Source organism: Pelagerythrobacter marinus (genome assembly GCF_009827515.1).
Taxonomy (GTDB): Bacteria; Pseudomonadota; Alphaproteobacteria; order Sphingomonadales; family Sphingomonadaceae; genus Pelagerythrobacter; species Pelagerythrobacter marinus.
The window spans coordinates 463,735-483,070 of the sequence record NZ_WTYO01000003.1 but is presented as its reverse complement, the minus strand read 5'-3'; the positions used below and the strand labels follow the sequence as shown (position 1 = coordinate 483,070).

At 55.6% G+C, this 19,336-nt stretch carries 22 protein-coding genes; 11 read left to right on the top strand and 11 right to left on the bottom strand.

Going from position 1 to position 19,336, the window contains the following annotated elements:
• Positions 1-10 precede the first annotated feature (10 nt).
• Positions 11-1,090, top strand: a complete 1,080-nt coding sequence (locus GRI72_RS09420; protein ID WP_160733634.1) for an SIR2 family protein — start codon at positions 11-13, stop codon at positions 1,088-1,090.
• Entirely contained in the window at positions 1,087-2,766 is a 1,680-nt protein-coding gene (locus GRI72_RS09415) for an ATP-binding protein (RefSeq protein WP_160733633.1), read from the top strand. The genes GRI72_RS09420 and GRI72_RS09415 overlap by 4 nt, the downstream gene beginning before the upstream one ends.
• 412 nt (positions 2,767-3,178) lie before the next feature.
• On the opposite strand, the gene GRI72_RS09410 is transcribed toward GRI72_RS09415, so the two are convergent.
• The 4 genes from GRI72_RS09410 to GRI72_RS09395 all read right to left on the bottom strand — a co-directional run bounded on the left by GRI72_RS09410 (position 3,179) and on the right by GRI72_RS09395 (position 5,581).
• Complete coding sequence (locus tag GRI72_RS09410; protein ID WP_202389030.1) at positions 3,179-4,237, bottom strand: Fic family protein; 1,059 nt, start codon at positions 4,235-4,237, stop codon at positions 3,179-3,181.
• Between the two features lie 84 nt (positions 4,238-4,321).
• Positions 4,322-4,663, bottom strand: coding sequence for a hypothetical protein (locus GRI72_RS09405; RefSeq protein WP_160733632.1), 342 nt, complete (start codon positions 4,661-4,663; stop codon positions 4,322-4,324).
• On the bottom strand, positions 4,660-4,890 hold the full coding sequence (locus GRI72_RS09400; RefSeq protein ID WP_160733631.1) for a hypothetical protein: 231 nt from the start codon (positions 4,888-4,890) through the stop codon (positions 4,660-4,662). The genes GRI72_RS09405 and GRI72_RS09400 overlap by 4 nt, the downstream gene beginning before the upstream one ends.
• Positions 4,891-5,200: 310 nt before the next feature.
• Complete coding sequence (locus GRI72_RS09395; protein ID WP_160733630.1) at positions 5,201-5,581, bottom strand: hypothetical protein; 381 nt, start codon at positions 5,579-5,581, stop codon at positions 5,201-5,203.
• Positions 5,582-5,701: 120 nt separating this feature from the next.
• Here GRI72_RS09395 and GRI72_RS09390 point away from each other — a divergent pair, with 120 nt between their 5' ends.
• From GRI72_RS09390 to GRI72_RS09375, 4 genes are all read left to right on the top strand, one after another.
• Positions 5,702-6,565, top strand: a complete 864-nt coding sequence (locus tag GRI72_RS09390) for a hypothetical protein (protein WP_160733629.1) — start codon at positions 5,702-5,704, stop codon at positions 6,563-6,565.
• A gap of 83 nt (positions 6,566-6,648) precedes the next feature.
• Positions 6,649-7,314: a hypothetical protein gene (locus tag GRI72_RS09385; RefSeq protein ID WP_160733628.1), complete on the top strand. Its 666-nt coding sequence runs from the start codon at positions 6,649-6,651 to the stop codon at positions 7,312-7,314.
• Positions 7,315-7,546: 232 nt separating this feature from the next.
• A complete protein-coding gene (locus tag GRI72_RS09380) occupies positions 7,547-8,146 on the top strand; it encodes a hypothetical protein (protein ID WP_160733627.1) in 600 nt (199 codons plus the stop codon).
• A 62-nt stretch (positions 8,147-8,208) separates the two neighbouring features.
• Positions 8,209-8,610 (top strand): hypothetical protein, encoded by a 402-nt coding sequence (locus GRI72_RS09375; RefSeq protein ID WP_160733626.1) that lies wholly within the window; start codon positions 8,209-8,211, stop codon positions 8,608-8,610.
• Here the strand turns inward: GRI72_RS09375 and GRI72_RS09370 are convergent.
• The 4 genes from GRI72_RS09370 to GRI72_RS09355 form a co-directional block, all read right to left on the bottom strand.
• Positions 8,607-10,343 (bottom strand): type IV secretory system conjugative DNA transfer family protein, encoded by a 1,737-nt coding sequence (locus tag GRI72_RS09370; protein WP_160733625.1) that lies wholly within the window; start codon positions 10,341-10,343, stop codon positions 8,607-8,609. The genes GRI72_RS09375 and GRI72_RS09370 overlap by 4 nt on opposite strands.
• 118 nt (positions 10,344-10,461) lie before the next feature.
• Positions 10,462-11,190, bottom strand: a complete 729-nt coding sequence (locus tag GRI72_RS09365; protein WP_160733624.1) for a Fic family protein — start codon at positions 11,188-11,190, stop codon at positions 10,462-10,464.
• Entirely contained in the window at positions 11,187-11,480 is a 294-nt protein-coding gene (locus GRI72_RS09360) for a hypothetical protein (RefSeq protein WP_160733623.1), read from the bottom strand. Before GRI72_RS09360 ends, GRI72_RS09365 begins: the two co-directional genes overlap by 4 nt.
• Positions 11,471-11,968, bottom strand: a complete 498-nt coding sequence (locus GRI72_RS09355) for an antirestriction protein ArdA (RefSeq protein ID WP_160733622.1) — start codon at positions 11,966-11,968, stop codon at positions 11,471-11,473. Before GRI72_RS09355 ends, GRI72_RS09360 begins: the two co-directional genes overlap by 10 nt.
• A 260-nt stretch (positions 11,969-12,228) precedes the next feature.
• On the opposite strand from GRI72_RS09355, the gene GRI72_RS09350 reads away from it, so the two are divergent.
• On the top strand, positions 12,229-12,711 hold the full coding sequence (locus GRI72_RS09350) for a hypothetical protein (RefSeq protein ID WP_160733621.1): 483 nt from the start codon (positions 12,229-12,231) through the stop codon (positions 12,709-12,711).
• A 91-nt stretch (positions 12,712-12,802) separates the two neighbouring features.
• Positions 12,803-13,711: a hypothetical protein gene (locus GRI72_RS09345; protein WP_160733620.1), complete on the top strand. Its 909-nt coding sequence runs from the start codon at positions 12,803-12,805 to the stop codon at positions 13,709-13,711.
• Here the strand turns inward: GRI72_RS09345 and GRI72_RS09340 are convergent.
• Positions 13,701-14,201 carry a hypothetical protein gene (locus GRI72_RS09340; RefSeq protein ID WP_160733619.1) on the bottom strand — a complete coding sequence of 167 codons (501 nt, stop codon included), beginning with the start codon at positions 14,199-14,201 and terminating at the stop codon, positions 13,701-13,703. The genes GRI72_RS09345 and GRI72_RS09340 overlap by 11 nt on opposite strands.
• 138 nt (positions 14,202-14,339) lie before the next feature.
• Between GRI72_RS09340 and GRI72_RS09335 the strand changes: the two genes are divergently transcribed.
• Positions 14,340-15,014 (top strand): recombinase family protein, encoded by a 675-nt coding sequence (locus GRI72_RS09335; protein ID WP_202389029.1) that lies wholly within the window; start codon positions 14,340-14,342, stop codon positions 15,012-15,014.
• Here the strand turns inward: GRI72_RS09335 and GRI72_RS09330 are convergent.
• Together GRI72_RS09330 and GRI72_RS09325 are read right to left on the bottom strand one after the other, a co-directional pair.
• Positions 15,011-15,427, bottom strand: a complete 417-nt coding sequence (locus GRI72_RS09330) for a hypothetical protein (RefSeq protein WP_160733618.1) — start codon at positions 15,425-15,427, stop codon at positions 15,011-15,013. The two genes, GRI72_RS09335 and GRI72_RS09330, sit on opposite strands and share 4 nt — an antisense overlap.
• A gap of 269 nt (positions 15,428-15,696) precedes the next feature.
• Entirely contained in the window at positions 15,697-16,443 is a 747-nt protein-coding gene (locus tag GRI72_RS09325; RefSeq protein ID WP_160733617.1) for a hypothetical protein, read from the bottom strand.
• 35 nt (positions 16,444-16,478) lie between these two features.
• Here GRI72_RS09325 and GRI72_RS09320 point away from each other — a divergent pair, with 35 nt between their 5' ends.
• Together GRI72_RS09320 and GRI72_RS09315 are read left to right on the top strand one after the other, a co-directional pair.
• On the top strand, positions 16,479-17,672 hold the full coding sequence (locus tag GRI72_RS09320) for a CBASS cGAMP synthase (protein WP_160733616.1): 1,194 nt from the start codon (positions 16,479-16,481) through the stop codon (positions 17,670-17,672).
• Positions 17,673-19,331: an E2/UBC family protein gene (locus GRI72_RS09315; protein ID WP_160733615.1), complete on the top strand. Its 1,659-nt coding sequence runs from the start codon at positions 17,673-17,675 to the stop codon at positions 19,329-19,331.
• Positions 19,332-19,336: the final 5 nt, after the last annotated feature.

The following is a 19,336-nucleotide window of genomic DNA, read 5'->3' as shown; positions in this document are numbered from 1 at the left end:
GCAAGAAGGAATGACAACAGATGTACGAGAACAAATTACTGAGTGGCTGACGGGTAACGACACCTGCTTCTTGCTGGGGGCCGGATGCAGCATGTGCGCAGGCAAACCGCTGATCGGCAAACTGACCGAGAACGTCCTCCAAAACGCCGACGCGAAACTCAATGAGCATTTTGGCGCGCTCAAGACCTCCGGTGACCGTGCGGCGACCATCGAAGATCTGATCAACTACCTGGTCCGCTACCGGGATATTCTGGACACCATTTCCAGCGCCGACGGTCACAGCCTTAGTGTCGATGAGATTGATATCTGGCTCACCGACATCAAGAAGAAGATCGTGAATGAAGTCGCTGACGACTGGAAGGCCGGTTCATACCACGAACGTTTCTTGCAGCGCCTGCGAGGTCCCCGTGATCGCGGGCCGCGCGACATTTTCAGTCTGAATTACGATACGTTGCTGGAAGCCAGTCTGGATTCCCTGAGACTGCCGTACACAGACGGATTCCGGGGCACCAATCGGGGCTGGTTCGATGCAGGAACATTTGATGAAGCCAGTACCGGGATAGCATACCGGATATTCAAGCTGCACGGCTCGATCAACTGGACACGCGATGCAAGCGGTTGTGTGCGGCGCGGACGTAACGCGAATGAAGACGCAGCGGACGAGCCTATCGTCGTCTATCCTTCCGAGCAGAAATATCTTCAGACCCAGTACGGCGTCTACGAAACGCTGATCGGCAGGTTCAGAAACCGGCTACGGATTGTGGGCGTCAACAACTGCCTGATCGTGCTCGGTTACAGCTTTAATGATGAGCATATCAATGAAGCGATCTGCGATGCCGTCAATGCCAGTAACAGCAATCTAACCGTAATCGCCTTTATCGGCCCCGAACAGGATCGCGGCAAGCAGGATGAGAGGCTAAAAGCCTATAGCGAGCGGTGCGATTCCCGGTTTAATGCCTTCATAGGCGACGACCAGACCGGCACATTTATCGGTCACGCCCTTGATGCCGATGCCGCCAAGGCAGTTCTCAAAGCGGACCTTTGGAAGTTTGAGAACCTGGTCGATTTCATCGCGGGGAAAGCGGCATGAGCGATCCAATTCTAAAAATCGGCCGCGTCGTCGAGGTTTCCGGATCGAAAGTCATCGGCGAACTTGAAGGCACTGTGGAAGACCTACACCGTACGTACAGGAGCCGACGCTACACGGTGGGCCAAGTGGGCTCCATCGTGAAAATCGAAGCCGGAGACAAGCTTGTATTCGGCGTGGTGACCGCGCTGCGTATGACAGAGACATTACTCGAAGGTAATAGCACCGCTCATCCTGAATCAGCTTCCAATGCCAAATGGCTGGAGATCGAACTGTTCGGCGAAGCAGTCCGCACCGGCCTTGGCGAAAGTGAGTTTGCCTTTCAGCGCGGCGTAGTGACTTATCCTCTTCCCGGCCAGGGTATATTTGTCGCCAGCGTGGCGGAGCTGGCCCGCATCTATCATCGCCCGGATAAGCCCAGCATCCATGTTGGCAGTCTTTCTCAGGCGGCTTCACTGCCCGTCTATCTGCTCACGGACGAGCTTCTGGGTAAGCACTTCGCCGTGCTGGGCACGACCGGGTCGGGAAAATCATGCTCCGTCACCGTGCTGCTTCGTTCAATTCTGGATGTCGCGCCAAAAGCGCACATGATCCTTCTCGATCCGCATAACGAGTACCGGCGTGCGTTTCCTGACAACGCAGAGATCATCGATCCGACAAGCCTGAACCTGCCGCACTGGATGTTGAACTTCGAAGAGAGCGTCGCGCTGTTTATCGGTAAAACGGAGTTCGTGGCGACGAGCCAGACCAATATTCTCAAGGACGCCATCTTAGCTGCGCGGCGGGATTTCGGAACGCAGGGGATCGATGCGGATAAGATCACCGTTGATACGCCGGTTCCATACAAGCTCAGCAAGCTGCTTGAACATGTCGATGCGAACATGCCGCCGCAGGATTCGAAAAAGGACCCCTACCTGAAGATCAAGAACAAGGTGCAAACCTTGCAGCAGGACAGCCGGTTTTCGTTTCTGATCAGACCGGATGTGAGTGTTCAGGACGACCTGAAGGATATCGTCGGGCAATATCTGCGCATACCGGTCTCCGAGAAGCCGCTCTCGATCATCGACCTGTCGGGCGTGCCGTCGGATGTCGTTGATGTCGTGGTTTCGGTGCTATGCCGGATGATATTCGATTTTGCGGTGTGGAGCCCGAGGCCAGTGCAGGTGCCTATCGTGCTGGTCTGCGAGGAAGCCCATCGCTATGCGCCGCGCCGCGATGACGCCGCCTTCCAGCCGACAAAGCAGGCCTTGTCGCGCATCGCCAAAGAAGGCCGCAAATACGGCGTGGGCCTGGGACTGATTTCGCAGCGGCCTTCCGAGCTGGCCGAGTCCATTCTCTCACAGTGCAACACATTGGTGGCCTTGCGCATGAGTAACGAGCAGGATCAGAATTTCGTTCAACGGGCGCTGCCGGATTCGGTGCGCAGTCTCGTCAACGTGCTGCCGACATTGCGCACTCAGGAGGCCTTGGTCGTGGGCGAAGGGAGCGTGGTGCCTGTCCGGTTGCGCTTCAACGATCTGGCCGAAGAGCATCAACCGCAAAGTGCCGATGTACCATTTGCTGCACGCTGGGCTGCGACCGATCACAACGGCGAGTATGTCGAGAGCGTCGTTCGGAGATGGCGTCTACAGGAACGTCCTCCGGTCCTTCAGGGGGAGACGGAAGCCTCCGCTGGATAGCTGCTCCGAGTGACGCGCACCGAACCGGGGGTTAGTCGCCACGGTATGGTCATGGGGTTCAGGGGAGCAGGAACGCTCCCTTGATGGTGGTGCAGCTTCCATGAGATGCGAGTGGGTTTCAAGGGCGGCGCGATAGCCCCCTTGATCGATGGGTGCAGGGAGAGCGAAGTCTCCATGCGAGTGATTGAACGGCGGCACGTTCACTTGGCACGGGGATGGCCCCAACATCTGACGGTTCAGTCAGATCCTTGGCGGCCTAACCCCCGCGCCAACAGCGAGAGGGATGCAACGGGAGAGCGCAGCGTCTCCCTTGCCAAGGTAGTTTTGTAATACAAAACACACCTTGCGTTTCTTCCTATTGCTGTTGCTCTGAACCTAGACCGTGCGGAAATCCTTGTCGCTGGCACCAATGCTATTTGCGAGCGTACCAGGTGCCCTTACCCTTGCCGTGCTGCTCCAGATGGCCTGCTTCCACCAGAGAGGCGAGATGCTTTTTGACCGTGTTGCGATTGGCGCGGGTCATTTCGACAATCTGGGCATTGGTCAGACGGCCATGTTCGCGCGCCAGCTCCAGGATGGTCAGAGAGAGTTCGGGAAGCGTCTCGATGATGATCTTCTCACGCGCGATCTTCTTTTCCAGCCTGCGCTTCTGCTGCTGGAGAGCGCTCAGGAAGAACCTGATCCAGGGCTGCCAGTCCGGCGTGTCGGTGCGGATCGTGCCCTGTGTCTGACGCAGGGCGAGGTAATAGCCTTCCTTGGACTGTTCGATCACGCTTTCGAGCGAACTGTAAGGCACATAAGCGTAGCCTGCCTGCAAGAGTAGTAAAGTCGTGAGAATGCGCGAGAGGCGTCCGTTGCCGTCCTGAAACGGATGAATTTCGAGGAACACCACCACGAAGATGGCGATAACCAACAGCGGGTGGAGGTCGCCCTCCTCCGTGCGCTCATTCGTCCACCGTACCAGTTCTTCCATGAGGCGCGGCGTGTCGAACGGCGTGGCCGTCTCGAACACGACGCCGATCTCGCGACCGTCCTGGTCGAAGGCGCTGACACTGTTGGGATGGGTCTTGAATTCGCCCCGATGCCTTTCGTCCTTCTGGCTGTGCACGAGAAGGTCGCGGTGAAGCTGCCGGATATGATTTTCGGTGAGCGCAATCGCCTCTGCATCGGCAAAGACTGTCTCCATGACGGCAGCGTAGCCTGCGACCTCCTGCTCGTCGCGCGTATCGAAGCGATTGATCTCGATGTCCGAGAGCAGCCGCTCGACCTCGCGGTCGGTCAATTTGCTGCCTTCGATACGGGTCGAAGAACCGATGCTCTCGATCGTCGCCACACGGCGCAATGCGGAAAGACGCTCGGGCGCAAGCGTGCCCAGCGCTTTCCACGCACCCTTGAACTCATCTATCTCGGCAATGAGAGAGAGAATTTCAGGCGTTATGGACAGTGAGTCTGTGCGAATGGGCATATCCATAAATATACCCATAAATATCCAAAAAGCAACTGATATCCAAAAATCTATCCATAAATACCCAAAGCGCGCTCAGGCAGATGCCGCTCAAAAGAGCAGCATCTGCGTATCAGCAGGGTCACGTATCTCGTAGATATGCCGCGCCATCTCAATCGTCGCGCTTCCCTCGAAAACCGGCTTTTCGAGGACATGGTTGGGGCAAGAGCGTGCGGCCCAGATTTTCAAACCTGCTCCCTGATAGCTGACATCGATGCAGTGGGGACCTCCGCTGCCGCCAAAGATGCCCAGGCATTCTTTCAAGGCGGCGGCCAATTCAGCATCGCTCATGCCTCGCGAAATCTGTTCGGCGAAGCGCTTCTCGAAGCCGGAAGTGGCCCGACGGAAGGCTTGCGCCTTTTCGTCGGGCGTAAGTGGCTTGGAGCCGGTCATTGACCAGCTCCAGCCTGTGCCGGCTTCTCCTCGATGGGGAAGAGATAGAGGCCACCGCTGATGACCTGCTGTCCGGTCAGCTTTAGATAGAAGCCTTTGCCCTCCTCCCGAGAGAAACCAATTCCGAGCTGCTCGAAATAGGCTTCCTTGCTGCCGGCCTTGCGAAGAGCCTTCAGCACATGGGTTGGGCGGTTTTTGGTTTTGGTGTTTTCGTTTGCGTTCGACATTTTCGTCTCCTCTTCGCTTTGGTTTGTCGGCCGGACCTTCCAGCCGATGAGGAGTCGATGAGCCTGTGCCGTCCGCTGATTTGCCAACAGGCAACACGGTGACCGCCTGGGCGGTCAGTGGCGCGGGCAGCCTGTTGCAAACCGAAGGGTATCGGCGGCGGTCAGCTAGAGACATGAAGCGAATGGCAGGAAGAACGGTCGATCATCAACGCGTGACCTAGAGAGACGCGGAGAAGCGCAAATAGGCACTACCCAAAAAAGAAGCCCCGCCAGGAGCTGGCGGGGCAGGCAAAGACTGGAGGAACAAGGCCTACGCCATGAGGTGCGAAGCAGACGGGTCCTCGGTGACAATCTGGCAGAACGCGTCAATCAACTGGACACGCGCGTCATGAGTGCGCCTCCCTTCACAAAAGCCATATAGCGCCTTGGTATCCAGCTGGTCCAAGTTCAGGCCGAACGATCCGTCTGGTTTACGAATGCGCCTGTTGTTTGCACCGACCACTGTAAGCAGTTCGGCAAGGAACAGCGGCATACCGATGTTCAGAAACGTCCGGGTCGCCATGACGGTTTCTCTCAATTCAAGCCGTGGTTCAGGACTATAAACCGAACGAACGAATATCAGCGGAACAGATGCGCCGATTGGATCGATCCTCGCGCCTTCGTAGTATGGGAAACGAAAAAGATCAGGCACAGCACCCTCCTTGAAATTTGGGTGGGGAGCCTCGCCTCCCCATGCGACTTGATCGACATGACCAGTGGAGGCACAAAAGCAGGAGCTGTGCCCTAGGAGCGGGGCAAAAATGAGGATTTCATGCCCCAATTTGATATTAATTTGCGACCAGACCGGGAAAGGCTACTCAGGAAGCTGTGTGAGTATGCCAAGCGCTGGGAAGGCGGACTCCGCATCAGAGAGCTAACAGATGATCTCAATCATTTCGCGAAACACGATTATGAACCACTACAGGGGGACTTCCAATGTCCCGAGCGTGAAACAGTAAAGAACTGGATGGACGGGACTTCAAAGTCCATAAGTCCCAAGCACGCACATTTCATTGGCAATTATCTGGAACTGGTTGATCAAACCGTTTTTACGATTGATCTCGGCGAACATGGGCGGCTGGCAGAGCTTCTTAGGTTTTTTGGAAGTGACCCTAAAAAGATCGACAAGATCGGCCACGAAATCGACGGGGACTGGTTGATGTATCGCAGGTGGCGGGAGCCACTGGGTCGATACATCGTATCACCAGTCAACTTTGAATTTATCGCTGAGAAACGAGTCATCACATCTGTAGATTGCGTACATTTGCGCCAGCCGGGAGCGCATTTCCATGACGCCGAGGAAAAGTGGGAAGGCGTGGCTATCCCGATGGGGCGATATACCTATTTCATTCACCGATGTTCGGATAGTGATAACGCTTTGGTAAATAACGTGAAATTTACAGTTATTGATGAGCACAGTTACTCATCTGATCTCACCGTACACGAGACGAATAGGCTTCATATCATGTCCGGTTTCACAACCATTGGCGTGAACATGCACCCCGGCGGGAATTCCTTCGTTACCGTGTTGGAGCGCGTAGCTCACCCGCGCGAATTTTCAGAAAATCCAATACCATGGAGCGAAATACCTCCACATATCCAAGATCACCTAGAGAGGCTAGAGAATAAAACATAAGTGCAATTGATTTATTATGTAATATTTATGTTGACTTATGTAATATAATTATGATTTATTTCGCCTCAACCTAGTGAGGAGAAATGAGTGATTTAGAAAAATTGAATAGATTAAGGCATCTGATGCAAATCAGAGATGTCATTCGCGCCCGAACAAGCAGCTATGGTATTGCAAGAACGCACAGTGCGAGTCTGCAGTTGTCATCGAGTTCAGGCCGATCACATTATCTTGAGTATGCTGGCGATCCTGCAAGGAACGATCACCATCTCTCTGCACCCACAAAGCAGTATAAAGGGCACGATGACGCAGTCGAATACAGGCACAGCAGAGAAGACGCCCAAAAAGACTTGGACCTTCTGGTAAGTGCTCTGGATGTGCCGGAGTTGCGCGATGAATTTGTAAGCGCTGTCGCAAAAATTGCGCGGAAAGCAAGCCAGATCAAACATGCAGCTTCGAATGCCCGAAACAATTCAAAGCCTGATGGCGTTACAGCATCCAGATTGAGAGAACGATGGGCGGGAAATGCCCTATTCGAGCTTGAGGTCAGGGGATATGAATTTACCGATCAGGAAAAGCGCGAAATTTCGCGAGAAGTGAGAGAGATCGTCGATGAACTCGGCCTGCGAGAGAAATTCGGCTATACGGGTGGGATGGACTTCCAGCTGCCATCTTACCATGAGATCAACAAGCTCTACCACCAAATGAAGAAGGCTAGCCGGATAGGCGAAACTGACGCACCCAATCCATAGGTTTTTCCAGCACACTACCTAGGTTTTGAACTGCGGCTCAGCGGAAGCTCCGCCTGACATCAAGTCAGACAGGAGCTTTCAAATGTCACAGCAATCAAACAACATTCAACCGATGGGTTCAGGTGGTGGGAACTCTCGTCCCGCGTCCCGCCCTCAACTTCAGCCCATGCAGCCTGTAGTTCAACCGCGTGGCTGGCTGCGGACGCTAGCCACGCTGAGTATGCCGGGCCTGGTGATCGTGTTCTTCCTCGGGCTGATGCAACTCTTTGCGCCACCCCAATGGAAGCCCGCCTATCTGCTCGCGGCCGCGATGTCACAATATGAAGTGACTGTCATTCGCGAGACACTGGTCGACAGGGCGGAAGCGGAACGCATGGTCGCCGAAGCCCGTGCCGAAGGCGAGCGCGAGGCCGAAATCGAATTTCAGGCCCAGCTCAAGGAGCTGGAATTCACCTATCAGGCGAAGTTCGCAACGGTGCAGGCGCAGCTTCAATCGGGAATGGAAGCTTACAAATCGCTCTATGACCGTGCGAACCTGATTCAGCAGGCCGTCTACCAGATGGAAGGCACCGTCCTCCAGCATAAGCAGCAGGCCGTCCGCGATTCCCAGGCCGGCAAGGCGTTGGTTGCCAATGCCGCCGATATCGGATGTGCATTCGTGCCCGAACTTTGCAAGATCGGGGACAACATCCGCGATGACATGGCCGATGAACTGGTCGATGCGGGCCGTCGCGGCGCAGGCCAGGTCTCGCAAGACTATCTGCGCGGGCTTCCCGACCCTGCCCAGTTGCAATCACAGCTCATGCTGCCGGAGCCTGCCCCAGTTCAATAATTACCAGACCGACTTCACCAGCCCTGCCGTTCTTCGGCAGGGCATTTTTTTGGAGAGTAGCCATGTCTACCCGCAACGGTTCCTATGCGCGTCAGGTTGACGCACAGACCGCCAACAGGGCCACATCAAAGAAGGTGGAACCCGTAAAGGCTTCGCCTTCTCCTGACTCGGCACGTCCGGCCTTTAATGACAGCAAAGCCGCGAAACTTGCCAGTAAGGCAAAGTCGGCACGGCAACAGTTCGCGCCTGTTCCTACACGGGCACCGCAACCGCGCGGCATGGGTGAGACCGGCGTCAACCGACAGGCGCATATCAATCGTGCCAATGCACTGCACGAGCAGGTGAAAGGCCCGAAGGCAGCGATGGCCAAACTGCCACCCAAGATCGCGGACAAAGCAAAAAGGACGGCACGGATGCACCGTGCCGCCCCAGGGCCGAGCAGGGATCAATCCCCCTCTCGCTAATCTTTGCTCCAAAGATCTGCGAATTCCTCATCCTCGAAATAGGGCGTGCGCCGGATGGCGTACGGCCCTTTGCCGCTGATGAAGGCGAGCATCATGCCGCTTTCGCGCGCAAAATGCGTGGCGATTTCATCGGGCGTCATAAGGTGGGTCTTGATGATCTGCTCGGACTTCGAGCGTCCCTTGGTTGTCGAATTGCTCTCGCTCGTCGATTGCGAGCGCGATTCCTGGCTGGAGCCGCCTTCGGTCCGGCTGTTCGAACTGCTCTGCGAAGTCGATTGCTGGAAGCGGCGAGTGAACACATCGAAGATGGAATGGCCGCCCTGGATGGTCGCCGTCTGACTGAGCGGCGCCATATCGGAGACAGACTGCGATGCGCTGTCGGAGTAGCTCTGTCCTTCCTGCTGACTCTCACCACTCGTTGTGCTCGTACCAGCGGTTTCGGATTCCGAGCTGCCCTTGTTCTCGCGGATGACCTCGGTTTCACCTGCACGCTTGGACAGCCATTCGAGCGTCGTGAGATCGCTGTTGGCGAAGAAAGTCATTGCACCTGCGTTCGCGAGGAAGGTCTCCCAACTCTCGCGGTAATGCTTCTTCATCTGCGTAAGGTCTTGAACTATAGGCCATAATTTGACGCCGTAGCCTGCCATCAGGCCTGCAGCCTTTTCCAGCATGTCCATGTGGCCGAGGCTCGCGAACTCATCGAGAATGAAGAGCACGGGATGACCACTGGCGGGCTTCTCGAGGCCGATTTCCTCCATGCGAAACAGCAGGAGACTGATAATCAGCCGCAGAAATCGGGCGTGGGTAGGAAAGAGCCTGGCGGGAAGGCAGAGATAGATCGACAGTCCGCCCTTGGAGGTTTTCAAGGCATCGATATCGAAATTGGTTTCTTCCAGCATCCGACTTATGCGCGGTGTACCGAGAAAGCGGATATTGCGGCGAACGGTGCTGAGCACGCCGCCGCGCTCATTGTGGCCCATTGCTCTCAAAGTCTCCGCAATGCCGATAATGGCATCGCGGACAGTCTCGTTTGCGGCGTCTGATTCCGCCATGTGTGCCCACAGCGCATCGAATGCATTCATGCTTCCCTCGCCTTCGGACGCGGCCATGACCGCGTCCCGAAACTCGGCATCTCCCTTGGTGAGAAGTTGGCGCACTCGTCCCAGGTTTCGGCGCTCCGGCATTTCCGTATCGCAAACCTGCAAGATCACGGCCCCCAAGACGTCCCTCGCTGTTTCATCCCAATGCGTGTCGCGGTCGTTGGTGCGAACGATGATCGCATCGGCAATCATGCCGGCAATATCGATCGCCTCGTCGCTCTCGATGTCGATCATGTCGAGCGGATTGAAGGTGCCAATGAAATCGGGCGGCAATCCTGCCTCATCGAAGGGGTCGAGCGCGACTACCTGATGCCCCTCGAACTTCGCCCGATGCCTCGCGGTGATGGCGGCATTCTCGCCTTTGGGGTCAATGACGACCGTGCTGCCCGGCCATTTGTGGAGGTTCGGGATAATAAGGGCCGTGCCCTTGCCGCCGCGATTAGCCGCTCCGGTGAACACATGCCTGTCATCATCGACGCCAACGGGGTTGCCATCGGCATCGCGGCCAAGCCAGATCATGCCTGGCTCGAAGGGTTGGAGATCATGCCGCCAAGCGGCTGTGGCCAAAAGTTCGGTTTTCCTGCTCTCGCGATCCCCACGGGGAAAGCGGAATTTGTTCGGATTGTCTGACATAGGATTTTGTCCTTCCAATTGTTGGAAGGACAGGCTGGAGGGGAGGCTCTCGCTATCTCAATTGAACGGGAGAGAAAGTGGTGCCCCGCAGGAGCGAAACAAGCATCTAACGCCTGCGTCAGCGCTCTCGTTCTGGGTCTTTCCCTGCATCCTTCGATAGCGCAAAGCGCTCCGCCGCCCGCTTCGCTTTTTGCTGCAACTCGGGTGAATCCTGCGATTTTCCCTTTCCTCGGTCATACAGCCGCGCAGCAATCAGCTCGGTCATTGGCTGATCCGTTCGATGGAAACCTATAAATGAGGCACGCTGCCAGTCGTCCTTATCGGCTGATCGCAGTTCAAACTGGAATCCGGCGCGATCGGCCATCAGCCTGAGCCAAGCCCGTTGCGTCCTGCCGTTGCCATCCACGAACGGATGCCCCGCATTGATGTTGTTGACGAAATGAGCGGCGCGCTCGGCAAACCGTTCCTTCGACAACCCCTCAAGATGATTCTCCGCTTTCAGGGATTTGAAGATGCTCTCCATATAGGGCTTCAGCACCTCCACCCGAGTGAAGACAGTGCCGCCCTTCTCCGGTGTGTACAGCCTTTCTTTCCCTGCCCATGAGTAGATGTCCTGGAAGAGATGGTGATGAATGGACTTGTAGCCGTCATAAGTCAGGCCATGCGCGTTTGGCGGAAACCCTTCAGCAGCTCGTTCAGCCGTTACATCCCGCTCATGCAGCTCCAGCCGTGCTGGATTCAAGATTTTGGGCTTGTTGATATAGGTGCGCGTGAGGGGATCTGTGTTTCCTGAATAGAACAACCGTGCAAATGCGGTGTGCTCTCCAGCTTTGTCTTTGTAGCTCACTCGCTTCCTTGATCAGGCGATTGCTCCTCACGCTGTTGGTGGAACGCGGTTATTCGCGCGATCCGCTCCTCGGTCGTGAGGTTGAGCTTATCCAATTCGGCGACAAATGCCCGTGCCTCAGAACTCGTGGCCATGCCCTCAATATCCGCATCGACATTGGCCTGTTCGCGCCGCCATGCCCGCGCTTCGGGTGTGTTGTCGGTCATCATCGAAGGGGTATTTTCGGGGTCATCACTCATGCACCAACTATAACGGAAATCGGCCATTTTTGCCATGAAAATCACCCGCAACGATAGACGTAGCGGGTGCCGGCAATCTCGGTCTCGGCATAATCCATGCCGAGGTCACGGGCGATCAGGTCCATGTCGAGATAGAAGCGCAAACGATCGGGAATCTCCCCGAACAGGCCTTCCTCGATGAACTGCTCGGCCAGCTCGCGCAGAGAATCCATCTGGTACACATCAAGATCGATATCGTTGATGTTGCAGGAACTGTCATAGCCGCATTCGCCAATCGCGATGATGAGAGCAATCTTCTCGTGCTCTTCGGCCATGTCGATGAAATCGATGACCTCCGACAGATTGGCCTGATTGATGTCATAGGCCCTCGCCAGTGCGGCATCGATGGTTTCGCCGTCGATGAACTGGATTTCGTATTCCTCGACCTGCTGTCCCCAGCGGTCGCGGTTGGCTTTCGCCGCTTCCTGAAAATCGTGGGCGGTCTCGAAATAGAAGCCCGTTGCATCGATGCTGTAGGGCTGTGCAAAGAATGTAGTCATGTCCTGCTCCTTTCCCGTCTTTGAGGACGCGATGGTCACAGGCGGAGGGATGAGGTCGGCTAAGTCAGCGCAGCGAAACGGGCCACACGGGGCGAAGCCGGTGCGGGCAGCCCGTTGACGTGCCACCGCCTCCGCCACATTCGCGGGCAAATCTCAAAGGGAACGGAAGGCAGGCGATGTCACTCGGCATGCCAATGGCAGGTGGATAAGGGGCACGTTTTCATCGCCGCCCCTTCAGGAATCACATAAAATTCCACTCAATGGCCGCAAACAGGATTGAGATAACCGACGAGATAAGAGCGAAGCTGGAAGCCGAGAAAGAGCGCTCCGGCATCGGCGTAAGACAGCTCATGCGTGGCCGACGAGGCGAGTACCCTGAAGGTCTCCGTGCAGACATGGTCGATGGCTGGATTGCAGGCAGGACAGCCACAGCGAGGCGTGATCATCTCGATTGGGTCTTGCGGGCTTGGGCGAGCTACACCCCTTCCGAACCGAAGAAGGATCCCGGGCCTGCACGAATTGAGCTTTCAGATAGTCAGATTGCCACCCTGCAAGCGGAAGTCGAACGCACGGGGCTTGGCGCAATCAACATCCTCAAACATGCTCCCACCCCGCTTCCGAAGGGACTCAACCACCAGAAAGTGCAGCGATGGATTTCAGGGGAGACCCGAACGGCCATTGCGGATCATTGGGAGTTGGTGTTGTCGCTCTACGCCTCTTTTCCGCAAGACACTGAAAATTAGATACAATTTTATCTAATTTTCATAATCTCTTCAGATATTTCCCATAAAATCAGGAACATCCACGAGAACAAAAGATAAGGGGTGGGACAAGATGGCGGGTGAGCCGATTACATCCGAGATGGTCCAGGAGGCAGGGATTGCAGCGCATTTGGCGGCTGATCCTGACGCGCTTCCGCCTGAAGTTTCGGAACTAAGCGACCAAGCTGCGATCTTCGCCAGCAACAGCACCAATGCCTTCATGTTTACGGGCGCAGCAGATGCTGATTCCGCTGCCACGAATTTCGGGACATCACTGGCCACCAAGGCCGTGGAGCGCATGATCGAGCTCGAAGCCGAACGCCGCAAAGAAGATGACCCTGCCTCGGACGCGAGCATGATAGCCGAAGCGGGCGCACGTCAACGTGATGCGATCGCGGAGATGCAATCCGTCACCTACTCCAATGGCCAGTTCCACATGTTCGGCATGGATATTGACGAAGAGGATATGGACGCGGTTGTCGATGAGACACTTGAGAATATTGACGAGATTGCAGCCCGTCACGGCCTCGATGCACAACAGACATCACAGCTGACCACATGGCTTATGGCATACCGAAATGCGGAAACGCCGGAGCAAAAGGCAGAGATTCTCGGACAGATTGCGGAGGAGCATCCGGAAATCGCACGGGAGATGGCCGACCAAACACAAATTGACCCAGAAATGCGCGCTCAAAACGAGTTATCTGCCGACGAAACCCAGAACGCCGAAATCAATAATATCGAGGGTGAAGTAGAATTCAGACAAGCCGCCCTGCAGACAGCAAACGAGACGGAAGTAGAACGCGCAGAGCTCGCACGAAGCGGTATGTCAAATGCTGGCAACCCCTTTGCCGATACGCGCAGCCCAAACGCAGAATTCAACGCCCAAGCACTAGACAGTGTCAGAGTCGCAGATGCTGACCGTGTTCAATCCGAACCAGGCCAGTCACAATCGCAATCTGTTCAGGAATTTAGAGTCTAAGCGCCGCAAGCTGCCGTGGGAATGCCTCGCGGTAGGCGGCAATACCAGCTTCACGCATGTTCGGACGAACTTGATCGGCAAAATCTCTACCATAAGCCGCGTCTGCCCTCGGAGTTGAAGCTGCGTAGACCTGCATGACCGCGTCCCCGTCTAGTCCATTATGGTCAGGAGCCAACACGAATGCTGTCGGTATTCCCATATCCACCAGATCCAGAGCAGCATTGTAGGCTTCCTGTTGGATGGTGCGGTTACCGCCCCAGACGACGATGGCAATCTTATCTCGTGATGCACTTGCGGCAACCAAACGTGCGCCATCATCCGAAAGGTCTTGGGCAGTCAAATACTGCACCTGAAGTTGCTGAACGGATGCAGCGACTGGCGTGGTGTTCTGATTGGCGGGAGCCGCCTGTGAGAATGCGGCGACAGGCGTCAAGGCCAATGCCCCTGCGGCAATGCTTCCGAATATCGTTTTTGCTGTTCCGTTTTTCATCGTTTCGCCCCTCTTTCAGGCTCTCGCGACAAAAGGGTTCCTTTCTGTCAAGGCAGACCAGCAACGAAACGTGGCGATTCCAAAATTTGTTGAATTTCCGCAGGAATTGCAGTAGGATGCGACACGCGCAGTGCAGAAATGAACTGCCTGAAAGTTGAGAACAAGCCGCCCAAAAGGCTTCGCCATAAACGAACCCTTTTGTCATTGCGGGCACGGCTCAAAGCCTTCTCTTTTTACGATAACCTGCGCGATTTCGACATGGCACGGATTGGATATGCGCGGGTCTCCACGCACGATCAGACGCTCGATTTACAACTCGATGCTTTGGAAGCGGCGGGGTGCGATCACGTCTTTACCGACAAAGGCATCTCCGCGATCGCCAAGTCCAGGCCTGGCTTTGCCAAGGCCATAGGTTGCCTTCGTTCAGGCGACACACTGGTGCTGTGGAAGATGGACAGGGCGTTTCGCAGCCTGCGCCACGCGCTCGATACGCTGGAGAAATTTGAACAGCAGGGCGTCCATCTGAACGTTCTTACTGAGGGCATCGACACCACCACTCCGATGGGGCGGTGCTTCTTTCAGATACGCAACGCTTTCTCCGAATTGGAGCGTTCGCTCATTTCGGAGAGGACAAAGGCGGGCATGGAAGCCGCCCGCAAGCGCGGCAGGCGCATTGGCCGTCCGCGCGTTCTATCTGCAGCGCAGATATCAAGCGCACGGGCAAGGTGTTCGGCTGGCGAAGATATGGCGGTTATCGCCGCGCAGAGCGGGGTCAGCGAGCGGACACTCTATCGGGCGGTGAACGGGTGCTAGAAATCGAACAGGTCGCCCTGCTTGTTCAGCAGGTCATCCAGCACAATGAGATGCGCGAACTCGTTATAGATATGGTTGTGCTTGAGGCTGATGCTCACATGAACGTCAGCGCATTCGCGGTCAGGGCCTGAATCCTCGCCTGCGACTCTGTGCCTTGCCAATTTCCGCGCAAATTCGCGGTATAGGGAAACATCGTTGTTCAGTTCTCTCATGGCCTGTTCACGGATTTCGCGAAGCACTTGTGACCTGCGAGGCTCATGCAGGTTATCGGCCTTGGCGATGGCATCCGCCCGATAACCTTTATAACCGCTTGCCCGCGCGGATTCCCGTATTTCCTTGAGACTCAATCGCTTGCCTCCCAGCAGGTAATACCAAGGGTGTCCCGACTTATATCCTTCGTGTGAATGCTCCATTTTCCTTCTCGACTTTCTCCCCAATGGGGTCTGGTTTGCTCATGCAAACCTGGCTCTTCGCCGAGAAGTGGGGGTAGCAAGTGCAAGGAGGCTCCGACCGAGGTTCCGCCGTCAGGTGGATGCGGTTGGATGCCTTGCACGCGCGAGGGGCAAAGCCCCTTAGGTAAATCCGTTAGCGATCGTCACCTGAATGGGCCGAGACCATCGGGCTCGGTGCGCCGCAGGCGCATAGAGCGCGGGCCGAAGGCAACGGCGAAAAATCCATGACCTCAAACAGAACGAGAGAAATGCAGTTTACCGGCGGTATTGAGGGCTCTCGGCCAGACACGCGATGTCCAAAAAGAACCTTCTAGGCTTCGCGAGGAGCTATCGTACTTCAGACACGCCGCGCCAGCGAAGCGAACATCATCAGCGATGTTGTCTGTGTCGTTTTGCTGGTCAAAGAAATAGCACAGTTGAGCAGGAGCAAACCCCTTTGCCCTTATGGGCCGGGCATCAATAGTTTCGGAGGACTTGATCGGTGTATCGCCCTGCGGGTTCCACAATTTGAGTTCGATCTTCCACCAACTCTGCTCGATCTCAGCCTTCAGGTTTACAACCAGCAAGTCTTCCAGTTCGGCTGGATCACAGTGCTTAATGTCAAAGCTGGGCGTCTCTCCTTTGGCCGCGAGAAAAAGCTGTTCCTGGCGTGACCAGTTGGACTCTAGCTTCACGTCCCAAGCCCCATTCAAGTCTGGATATATCCACTTCTCCAGAACCGGGAATCGGCGCCACAAGAACCTCCAGACCGGCTTGGCTGCTAGCAAATTCACAAACACCCAGGCCACCATCGGAATTGCAGTCCAGCGCAAATGGACCCCGGTTGCGTCGACGGCTTCGAGCAGACCATCCACGAGATCATAAAGGAACACGAAGCCAAGCGAGAGCCAGGCAATCGCTAAGAAAATGACCTTGGAATCGAAGATTCTGTACATATCTTCTTTACCATACTTGATTTTGCGGCCCTGCACACGCAAAATGAACAAAACGGGATCAAACCAAGGTTCGGGAAATGACGCTTGCTAACGCCCATGCGCTTTTTAACGGCTTGAGGACCTCCCCAAGCTACCTCGCTAATCTCGAGATTAGCAAGCAGGATAGAGTTGCGCTGATGGAGGCCCGACGGCTCATTCGCGCCACTCTGAAGGAAGCGGCCAGCGCGATTAAGACGGAAAGCGCATACTGGCAGGACAGCTACGTACGCAAAGTGAGTTGGCGGGATCGACCCGTCGTGACCGTCAAGTTTATGACGCAGGGTAGCTTCGCCTACCAGACCCTCAACAATCCTGCCCAGGTGCCAGTCCAGCAAATCGATCTGGACGACGGCATGTATGTGCCGGTGACTTTTCTGGACAATGGTGAGCCGGCTCTCGCAGCACTGGGACTTTTCAATTTCGTAGAAGCGGCGTTGGCTCCGCTCTGCGAAGAGAAAGGATGGGAACTCAATCCGGGCGAGCCCAAGAGCAGTTGCGTTCGCATCGAAATCAATTCGCGCGCGCATATTGATATCCCCATATACTCGATACCTGATGAGCAGTTTGAAGAGCTGCGAGAGGCGATGGCTAAGTCCATCGATGCAGGAATTCTTGACCGTGCGCACGCCACCTACATGGCCCGCATTCCTTCGGACAAAGTGATGCTCGCCAAGCGTAATGGACAGTGGGAGCAATCCGACCCCCAAAAGCTCCATGACTGGGTAGAAGGTCGGAGCGAGCGCTATGGAGCCGTCTATCGGCGTTTATGCCGGTTCTTTAAAGGCTGGCGGGATTACACGTGGGAAGAGAGCAAGCTCTCTTCGATCTGCATCATGCATGCGGTCGACCTTGCCCTGCAGGACGAAAACGGACGGCCGCCGGACAATCGGGACGACGAACTGATCCTGAAGGTTGCGCGCAAGCTACCGGACATCTTTCGCGGACGTGTGTGCAATCCCGTTATTGAGGAAGCATGCCTGAACGAATGGGATGCAGATACTCGAAGCGATATCGTCGGTCACGCCCAAGACCTCGCGGATGAAATGGCAACTGCGCTTGAGCGGACAGGTGATGCTGAAAGGGTCGTCCAAAAGCTGCGTAATCGCTTCGGCGAGCGGATTCCTTACCGGCCTGACGCTGTAAGAATGTCCTCCACCGAGATTGAGAGTATTAGAAAGGCTACGCCCGCGAAGGTGGCGGCCCCTCTCATCGTTCCATCGACCTCTGGGTAGATGGATCCCGATGAAGCACTAGACGTAATCGATGCCACTCTCAGGGAACGAGGTTTCCGGGAGGTTGGGCCAGGCAGGGCCGATTACGAAGGAGCAATTCGGGTTCACGGAGCGCAGGTCGATGTGCGACTGCATATTCCCGATGTTCGTTTTATCGAGCTGCCGGAAGTCCACCTAAAGGACAGGTCGCAGGTCTCACCCGAACTGCTTGCTCATGTCGAAACCAGGACGGGCATTTGCTATGCATCGCAAACAGGTTTGCCGATCGATATGTTCGAGCCGGGAGAAGCAATTCTTCTCATTCTCTCTCTTGCTTCCCGGACGCTGGAAACCTCATATGCGGGCGGCGCCTTGCGCGATGTTATAGATGAATATCAGGCCTATTGGCGGGAAAAAGGGGGCGTACGTTTCCTTGCCCCGCTCAGCCAGGAAACGGAAAAGCTCCAGCTATCGAAGATCGAGCTTGAGAGCGGTCAGCCAAACTTTGTTGTTCATACCCAAGGATCGCTCGCGCACTATAAACCTGTAAAGCTGCAGGATGTCACCGTTCGGCAATCAAGTACGCCCCTCGGACCAACGCAGGGAGTGCGTGTCCCGAGCACGCTCGCTGAATTGGAGCAATGGTACTGTCAACAAGTGGGACTGAACGGTTCGGGATGGCCCGGCGTTTTGCGGGACTTAGCCAATCAGGCATTGGTCTTTTTTGACGCTCCCAATGCATTGATCGGTGCGTCTCTCTGCATGCCGACGGAGATTCTGGCAGGGGTGAAGAAAGGGTCAATCCGTCACTCCAAATTGCCGCAACTTGTTGAGGCACGAAAGGCCACCATCGCGATTGATCGCTACGAGGGAACCCGTTCTGACCTGGACAGCATCACTTCGAGAAACATTGGGATGAGTTCGCCGATATTGGAATTGGACATCGCGCTGGTCGGTGGAGGAACGATTGGCGGATATCTTGCAAAGTTCATCGTACAGAGTGGCGGGGGTGCGAAAGGACGCCTTCGCATCTACGATGACGATATTCTGAAAGAGGGAAATCTCGGGCGGCACCTTCTGCCTTACGGTTTTCTTGGAATGAACAAAGCCAAGGCGCTGAAAGCGGAACTGGAGCGCTTCCACCCAGACCTCGAAATAGAGGCAGTGCCCAAGAATGCTCTGCGCGATTGGACAGAGCTAAGAAAATTCAACCTCATCGTCGATGCAACCGGTGACTGGAATGTGCAAAATGCGCTGAATGCTGAATTTCTGAATGCACGCGGCGATACGCTGTCAGCTATGTTGCACTGCTGGGTTTTCATGAATGGTGCCGGTGCTCAAAGCTTTCTAAATCTGGCCGATGATTTCGCCTGTTTCAGGTGCTTGAGGCCAAAGCTCTCAGGCGGTTGGAGATACCCCGCGGGTGACGAGAGGGACGAACTCAATACTGTCCCAGCGACCTGTGGCGAGGGCTCGTACATTCCGTTCTCCGTGGACGCATCGGTTACGGCGGCGGCGCTCGCAAACAAAGCATTGCTAGATTGGGCAAATGGCCAGCCTGGCCCGAGACTGCGATCTGCCATTACAGATCACACGCGTGGGAGGTATCAAAAGTACAGATCGCCGGAACCGTCGAAACACTGTCCTGCATGTGCTCATCAGCGGGGGGAAGGTGAATAGGGTTC